Genomic DNA, 8,329 nt, shown 5'->3' with positions numbered 1-8,329 from the left:
TTCAATCTGAGCCATGATCAAACTCTTCAATTTAAAAGTGTTTGATGCTCAATGAATTAAACTTCGTAATGAATTACGTATGTTCACTCGTTGAGACTTGGTATTCATTTAGCGTCTTGCGACGTTTAAGAATCCGTATCTTCGAGTGCCCACACAGATTGTCTGATAAATTGTTAAAGAGCAGTGCCGCTTCGCTTTCGCTTTTGTCAGCGGCGCGGGATGTGCATATTACGCTTTCCCGCTTCAGAGTCAAGCATTTAATTTCGCTTTTCTCTGCTGAAGTTCCCTTGAGAACCTCGCTGACCCGGCGGCTTGTAATCCGTTGTTCCGTGTCAGTGGAGGCGCATTATAGGGAGTTCTGAGACGTTGACAAGCCCTGTTTTAAAAAAACTTTTCAACCGTCTCTTTTTTGCTCAAATCAGCCTGAAACAGGCAGTTTTTCGAGCGTTTCAAAGCCATAACGCTGTAAAACGGGTAAAAGTTGCTCAGTTTCAGTCGTTAACGCCATACAGTAGGCCAGATTGGCATCGCTAGATTTCGCATCCGGCGCTTCATGTTCCAATAACCAAGCAGTTCGACGCGCGATTGCAGCACCGGAGTCGATCAGCCGCGTACCTTCCGGAAGCACCTGCAACAGTTCCTCTTGTAATAGAGGGAAATGGGTGCAACCGAGAACAACGGTATCTGGCGGCTCCTGCATACGCAGCCACGGACGTAGAATACGGCGCAGCTCTTCGAGCGGAACGGGCTCACCGTGCAGCTTCGCTTCTGCCAGCTCAACTAACTCTGCGGACCCAAGCATCTCAATCCGGCATTCATCGGCAAAGCGTGCAATGAGCTCATGAGTATAAGAACGCTTTACCGTGCCCCGCGTTGCCAGTAGCCCAATGACACGGTTGGCAGACAGGCGTGCCGCCGGCTTAATTGCAGGCACGACGCCTACAACCGGGAAAGCAAACTTCTCTCGCAGCGCGGGGAGCGACACTGTGCTCGCCGTGTTACAGGCGATAACCGCGAGCGCTAGTGGATAGCGTTGCTGTACGGCAGTGACAATCTCGAGGACGCGTTCAACGATAAACTCTTCGCTCTTCTCCCCATAAGGGAAAGCCACGTTATCGAAAGCGTAGATGTAATGAAGATCCGGCAGAAGGTGCCGGACCTCATCGTAGACCGACAGCCCACCAACCCCGGAGTCAAAGACCAGGACGGTGGGACGTGGTTTAGAAGGTGTAGCTGCCAGACAAGGTGTATTCCCGTCCTGCAGTTGGGTAGCCATATGCTGTCTCGTAATCTTTATCGAACAGGTTGGCGATTTTACCACGAACTGTCAGGTGTGAGGTGACTGGATATGACAATCCGATATCCCACAGGCTCACACCGCCCACTCTAACTCGACTAGAGGTATTTGTTGTCTCGTCATAATCGTTATCATAGCGCTGCCCCAAATATTGGTAAGCGATATTCCAGCCAAGATCGTAAACCTGCCCAGTTACCTCATACTTCACCTGCTGTTTCGCACGGCGAGCAAGAACCTGATTGGTTTCATCATCACGCGGATCAACATATTGCAGAGTCAGGTGGTGCTCTACCGGGCCAGTCGTGATGTTCCCCGTCCACTCCAAGCCTTTAATGGTGGCCGATTTCACGTTGACGTACTGGCTGTATTGGCTCGAGCTTTTATAATCAATCAGGTTTTGAATTTCATAGTGGTACGCAGAGAGCCTCCAATCCAACGGCCCCGTAATCCCGTCAATTCCGGCTTCCCACTGTTTAGATTCTTCAGGTTGCAGATTCGGGTTGGCAATGATGCCTCGGTTGCTTCCATATGCATAACGCGCCGCACCATACTGCTGCCCCAAAGAGGGTGCTAGGAAGCCGGTGCCATAAGAAAGCGTTGCGCGGTAACCATCAATAAATTCCCAACCCGCAGCTGTTTGCCAAGTTCCGTGCCAGCCAAACTGCTCATCATGATCCTCACGGCCCGATGCTTCCAGCGTAATGGAATCAATCTGCTGCTGCCCGGTCAGGTAAAGGCCCGTCGTATCACGTTTATAGGCATCAGTTTTTGTCGTGCTGCCGGAAACCAGCTTTTCCTGCTTCCAGTCAACGCCACCGCTAATCGCGCCGTGTCCAACCTCAATGTTGTTACCCCACTGGATATAACGCTGTTCCATATCATCCAGCGTGGCTTGGCCCGCATAGCGACCTAGATTGCTGCTGTAGTTATAGTCTTTAAGGTGCTGATAGTTGGCGATAAGCTGAGTGGAATAGATGCCAGAGTTATAGCGAAGCCCTGTGTCCCAGGATTGGTTATAGTTCTGCCCTTCATCATTACCTTCAGGAGAGCCATATTTTGTATCCTGATCGTAATCGTTGTTTGCCGTGTATCCATAGCCACGGAAGAATCCCGAGAAGCTATCATCGAACTTGTGCTGTACGGCGCCCCAGAACAATTTGTTGCGATAACCATCGCGGTCGCTATCGCCGCTGTAAGGAGAATCAGGTTTGACGTTAAAACCTTTGGTCGTCTGGTAAGCTCCTGCCGCAGTCACCATCGTGTCACCAAAGCGTTTATTCACCGCACCGTCATAGGTTTGGTAGCCATTCGACCCCATCCCGGCATCGACCTGAGCGCGTTCATCGTCGCTCATGGTAATGATGTTAACCACCCCACCAATCGCCCCGGAACCGTACACTGCAGAACGCGGTCCGCGAATGTATTCGATACGCTGCACTAGGGACACTGGAATCTGGCCAATATCGATAGCGTTACCAATACCCGCTCTTGCCATCGGAATACCGTCGATCAACACCAATACATGGCGCGCTTCGGTGCCGCGTATAAATAGAGAAGAGCTGCTTCCCATCCCGCCGGTCTGCGAAATATCCACCCCAGGCAAGCGGCGCATCACATCATTGAGATCTTTCGACTGCCAGCGCTGAATATCATCGCGCGTCACAACGTCGGTAGGAGCCAGAACGGTATTGACGGGTTGTTGGAAGCGGTTGGCGGTCACCACCAGCGTGTCTGAATTGCTGTCTTGCGCCCAGCCGGAAAATGCCGTGACGGACAACGCCGTCAGCAGCGAAACTTTTTTAATCATTTTTAAAAGCATCCGAAATAGATAAAGGATGCCGCAGGTTTTATCAGTTGCTCGCGACGATAAAACCTCATGCGACGTCATCCGGCAGGTCTTCGGGCTTGGAGGCTATATAAAGAAAGAATGACTTCCCACGGCAAGCCGCAGTGTCTGCACTAGGTGCGCTTCTTTCTTACCTTCCTTACCGCTGCGCGTCAGCTCCAGATTCACACTGGATTCCCTTTTAACTCACAGGACCGGTAAGCGAATGCTACATTTAGTTACATACGGATGTCCAGACTGCTATTTATCATTTTAACCCGCTTGAGGCTGGACATCCCCTGAACAAGCCCTACAATCCCCGCGTACTTTTATTATTCAGGATGCATCATGACCCCCGAACACCTCCCTACCGAACAGTACGACGCTCAGCTCGCCGAGAAAGTGACTCGCCTGCAAACGATGATGACGCCGTTTAGCGCGCCTGCGCCGGAGGTGTTTCGTTCACCGGTCAGCCACTACCGGATGCGTGCGGAGTTCCGCATCTGGCACGACGGCGACGATCTCTACCACATCATGTTTGACCAGCAGACCAAAAACCGCATCCGCGTCGATTCATTCCCGGCCGCCAGCCAGCTTATTAATACGCTGATGACCGTCATGCTCGACGGCGTACGCGACAACCCAACGCTGCGTCATAAGCTGTTCCAGATTGACTACCTGACCACACTCAGCAACCAGGCGGTAGTCACGCTGTTGTACCACAAGAAACTCGGTGACGAATGGCGTGAACAGGCCACGATCCTGCGCGATGCGCTGCGAGCGCAGGGGCTGAATGTGCACCTTATTGGCCGGGCGACCAAAACCAAAATCGAGCTGGATCAGGATTATATTGATGAACGTCTGCCGGTTGCTGGGAAAGAGATGATCTACCGTCAGGTAGAGAACAGCTTCACCCAGCCAAACGCAGCGATGAATATTCAGATGTTGGAGTGGGCACTGGATAGCACGCAGAATTCACGCGGCGACCTGCTGGAATTGTATTGCGGTAACGGCAACTTCTCGCTGGCGCTAGCGCGTAACTTCAACCGCGTGCTGGCCACCGAAATCGCCAAGCCATCCGTCGCCGCCGCGCAGTACAACATCGCGGCCAACCACATCGACAATGTGCAAATCATCCGCATGGCGGCGGAAGAGTTTACTCAGGCAATGAACGGCGTGCGGGAATTTAACCGTTTGCAGGGCATCGATCTGAAGAGCTATCAGTGTGAGACTATTTTTGTCGATCCACCGCGCAGCGGGCTGGACAGCGAAACCGAGAAGATGGTGCAGGCGTATCCCAATATTCTGTACATCTCCTGCAACCCAGAAACGCTGTGCCAGAATCTGGAAACGTTAAGTCAGACGCATAACATCACGCGCCTAGCGCTGTTCGATCAGTTCCCGTACACCCATCATATGGAATGCGGCGTGCTGTTAACGAAGAAGTAAGACTACGGTAGGCCGGATAAGGCGAAGCCGCCATCCGGCCTACAGATTAGGACTCGTGCTTGCGGTTACGCATCCGATAACCAATCCAAAAGACCATCGCCACCGACAGCACCGCAGGGAAGAAGTTAGAACCGATATCCGGGTATTCCGCCCGAACCACGGTACTGTAAAGCAGCACGCCAAGAATAAAGCAGGCAGCAGACAAACCTGGCAGCCCAACCGGCATGGTACGATTTTGATAGCGCTGATGCAGGCAGTAAACCGTCAGCACCAGAGAAATTATAGGGAATACGGAAAAAGGAACGATGGAGCTAAACAGCGCTGCAAACGTGCCGTTAATCGATAAGCCAGCCAACAGCGCTAGCAGCAGCGTACCTTTATCCTGAACTGACTGTTTCATTGCTCGTCTACCACCTTATTCGGAATGATGTGACTCTTCTCTTGTTCGCGACGATACCAGTAGTACGCGCCTTTGGAGATCATCCGTAACTGCAGCACCAGCCGCTCCTCCAGCTGCCGACGCTGCTCAAGGCCAACATCTAAAGCCTCCGCTCCCGCGCTAAATACAATCGTCACCATCGCCTCAGCCTGTGCTTCCGTGAAGGCCCGGGGCATATGATTTTCGATTTCCAGATAGTCGGCAAGTTCCGCAATAAAATGCTGAATTTCGCGGGCAACCGCTGCACGAAAAGCGGCGGATGTTCCAGAACGTTCTCGCAGCAACAGGCGGAAGGCGTTTGGGTTATTACCGATAAATTCCATAAACGTTGAAACCGAGGTGCGAATGACGCTACCGCCTTTCGCGATACGCTGACGTGCCTGGCGCATCAGTTGGCGCAGCATCAGGCCGCTTTCGTCGACCATCGTCAGTCCTAGCTCATCCACATCACGGAAATGGCGATAAAAGGAGGTTGGCGCGATCCCCGCCTCGCGCGCCACTTCGCGCAGGCTCAGGCTGGCAAAACTACGTTCGGCACTGAGTTGACTAAATGCCGCTTCCACCAGCGAACGCCGGGTCTTTTCTTTTTGTTGCGCTCTAACACCCATCACGATGACTGAATCCTTCCATATGCCGTGCTGGCACTATACCAGAGATCAAAACGAATCCACTTACGCAGCTTTGTTAATGATTGTTTACACGCTATTTATGCTATTTCGTATGAAAAAAGCCCAACGATAATTGGGTTATTCATTTGATGATGTTATGATTCTGTTGCTTTTATGTATAAGAACAGGTAAGCCTTACCATGTCACATTCCTACGATTATGATGCAGTAATAATTGGTTCCGGCCCTGGCGGTGAAGGTGCTGCTATGGGTCTGGTGAAGCAAGGAGCCCATGTCGCCGTTATTGAGCGTTACCATAACGTCGGCGGCGGTTGTACCCATTGGGGCACCATCCCGTCTAAAGCCCTTCGCCATGCCGTCAGCCGTATTATCGAATTCAACCAAAACCCTCTTTATAGTGACCACAGCCGACTTCTCCGCTCCTCGTTTGCCGATATCCTGAACCACGCCGATAGCGTGATTAATCAGCAAACACGTATGCGCCAAGGCTTTTACGAGCGCAATCACTGCGAAATGCTGCAGGGCGACGCTCACTTTGTTGATGAGCACACCATCGCACTGAAATGCCCGGACGGTTCGGTCGAAACCTTAACCGCCGATAAGTTCGTCATCGCCTGCGGTTCACGCCCATATCGCCCGGCCGACGTTGATTTTAACCATCCGCGCATTTATGACAGTGACTCAATTCTCAGCCTGCACCACGAGCCTCGCCACGTCATCATCTACGGCGCAGGGGTTATTGGCTGTGAATATGCGTCCATCTTCCGCGGAATGGACGTCAAAGTCGATTTGATCAACACCCGCGACCGCCTGCTGGCCTTCCTCGATCAGGAAATGTCGGACTCACTGTCCTATCACTTCTGGAACAGCGGTGTGGTTATTCGCCACAACGAAGAGTACGAGAGAATCGAAGGCGTGGATGATGGCGTGATCATGCACCTGAAATCCGGCAAAAAGCTCAAGGCCGACTGCCTGCTGTTTGCCAACGGGCGCACTGGCAACACCGAATCTCTGGCGCTGGAAAACATTGGCCTGCAGGCCGATGGCCGCGGTCAATTGAAGGTAAACAGCCTATACCAGACCGCGTTGCCGCACGTCTATGCGGTGGGTGATGTTATCGGTTATCCGAGCCTCGCCTCCGCCGCCTATGACCAAGGCCGGATTGCCGCACAGGCGCTGATGAAAGGTGAAGCTTCCGGGCATCTGATTGAAGATATCCCGACCGGGATCTACACCATTCCAGAAATCAGCTCGGTGGGTAAAACGGAGCAGCAGCTAACGGCGATGAAAGTGCCATACGAAGTGGGTCGTGCGCAGTTCAAACACCTGGCACGAGCGCAAATCGTCGGCATGAGCGTGGGTAGCCTGAAAATCCTGTTCCATCGGGAGACCAAGGAAATCCTCGGCATTCACTGCTTTGGTGAGCGCGCGGCCGAAATTATTCATATCGGCCAAGCGATTATGGAGCAGAAAGGCGGTGGTAACACCATTGAGTACTTCGTTAACACCACCTTTAACTACCCAACCATGGCGGAAGCCTATCGGGTAGCGGCGTTGAACGGCTTAAACCGCCTTTTTTAGCGCCTTGTCAAAATGGCCGTCCATCGTTTCACGGACGGCCTCAGCTAACTGCTCATAGCGGCTGCGCAGCGGCGATCCTGGTCGATAGACCAGACCGACGGTACGGCGAGGTTCCGGCTTAATGCACGGCAGGTAAACCACGCCGTCACGTTTGCGTTCCTGCGGCACCGCAAGCTCAGGCAACAACGTAATTCCGCTGCCCGCCGCCACCATATTACGCAGCGTTTCTAGGCTGGTGGCCCGGAAGTGGGTATCTTCGTCAGCACCCGCCTCAAAGCAGAAACCCATCGCCTGATCGCGTAGACAGTGGCCGTCTTCCAGCATCAGCAGCTTTTCACCTGCTAGATCTGCCATCGGCACACGATCGCGCTCCGCCCACGGGTGATCTTCGTAGATCGCAAGCGACATCGGTTCGTCGTACAGCGGCACTTCGATAAAAGCTTCGCTTTCCTTCACCAACGCCAGAATCACGCAATCCAGCTTACCGCTGTCGAGCTGCGCCAGCAGCTGATGGGTTTGCGCTTCATGCAGATACATTTCCAGCTTCGGGAAGGTTTGATGCAGTATTGGGATAATATGCGGTAACAGATACGGGCCAACGGTTGGAATCAGGCCGATATGCAGCGGGCCGGACATTGTCTCCCCCTGCTGGCTTGCCATCTCCTTAAGCACTTTGACCTCGCGTAGCACAGTACGCGCCTGGTCCACCAGCAGCAGTCCCGCTTGGGTAAACAGCACTTTGCGGCTGGTGCGTTCCAGCAGCATCACGCCAAGTTCATCTTCCAGTTTACGAATCTGCCCGCTTAGGGTTGGCTGACTGACATGGCAGGAGTCTGCCGCCCGGCGAAAGTGCCGATGTTCAGCCAATGCCACCAGGTATTCAAGATCGCGAATATTCATTATTCTTCCTCCATCGCCACGATAGCCCATGGCGATAGATAGAATAGCAACGAATGATTATCCCTATCAAGGATTCTGTTTAATAATACACCACAGAAACAGGTGACCCTTGTTTAACCCTTGAAGTCGTCACACTGATTCGGAGTTTCTCTCAAACTCGACTAACAAAAGCCAACATGAACGTTTGCGGGCCCCGTGGCCCGCTTTTTT

General features: G+C 52.7%; 6 protein-coding genes, 1 pseudogene and 1 riboswitch. Of the genes and pseudogenes, 2 read left to right on the top strand and 5 right to left on the bottom strand.

The annotated features are described in order from the left end of the window. Positions 1-418: 418 nt before the first annotated feature. Positions 419-1,276, bottom strand: a complete 858-nt coding sequence (gene murI / locus AB4K05_RS21780) for a glutamate racemase (protein ID WP_368481900.1) — start codon at positions 1,274-1,276, stop codon at positions 419-421. After that, positions 1,221-3,104, bottom strand: a complete 1,884-nt coding sequence (gene btuB / locus AB4K05_RS21775; RefSeq protein WP_368481899.1) for a TonB-dependent vitamin B12 receptor BtuB — start codon at positions 3,102-3,104, stop codon at positions 1,221-1,223. Before btuB ends, murI begins: the two co-directional genes overlap by 56 nt. A 65-nt stretch (positions 3,105-3,169) precedes the next feature. Next, a riboswitch (cobalamin riboswitch) is annotated at positions 3,170-3,357 on the bottom strand. Between the two features lie 113 nt (positions 3,358-3,470). Between btuB and trmA the strand changes: the two genes are divergently transcribed. Then, complete coding sequence (gene trmA / locus AB4K05_RS21770) at positions 3,471-4,571, top strand: tRNA (uridine(54)-C5)-methyltransferase TrmA (RefSeq protein WP_368481898.1); 1,101 nt, start codon at positions 3,471-3,473, stop codon at positions 4,569-4,571. A 46-nt stretch (positions 4,572-4,617) separates the two neighbouring features. On the opposite strand, the gene AB4K05_RS21765 is transcribed toward trmA, so the two are convergent. Then, on the bottom strand, positions 4,618-4,971 hold the full coding sequence (locus tag AB4K05_RS21765; protein WP_368481897.1) for a YijD family membrane protein: 354 nt from the start codon (positions 4,969-4,971) through the stop codon (positions 4,618-4,620). A gap of 15 nt (positions 4,972-4,986) precedes the next feature. Then, positions 4,987-5,621, bottom strand: a pseudogene (fabR, locus tag AB4K05_RS21760) (HTH-type transcriptional repressor FabR). Positions 5,622-5,818: 197 nt separating this feature from the next. Here fabR and sthA point away from each other — a divergent pair. Continuing rightward, positions 5,819-7,219: a Si-specific NAD(P)(+) transhydrogenase gene (sthA, locus tag AB4K05_RS21755; protein WP_368481896.1), complete on the top strand. Its 1,401-nt coding sequence runs from the start codon at positions 5,819-5,821 to the stop codon at positions 7,217-7,219. On the opposite strand, the gene oxyR is transcribed toward sthA, so the two are convergent. Further along, positions 7,202-8,119, bottom strand: coding sequence for a DNA-binding transcriptional regulator OxyR (gene oxyR / locus AB4K05_RS21750; protein ID WP_368481895.1), 918 nt, complete (start codon positions 8,117-8,119; stop codon positions 7,202-7,204). The two genes, sthA and oxyR, sit on opposite strands and share 18 nt — an antisense overlap. Between the last annotated feature and the right edge of the window lie 210 nt (positions 8,120-8,329).

The sequence above is a fragment of the Kluyvera sp. STS39-E genome (assembly GCF_040932435.1).
Taxonomy (GTDB): Bacteria; Pseudomonadota; Gammaproteobacteria; order Enterobacterales; family Enterobacteriaceae; genus Kluyvera.
This window is presented reverse-complemented; position numbering and strand designations above follow the sequence as displayed.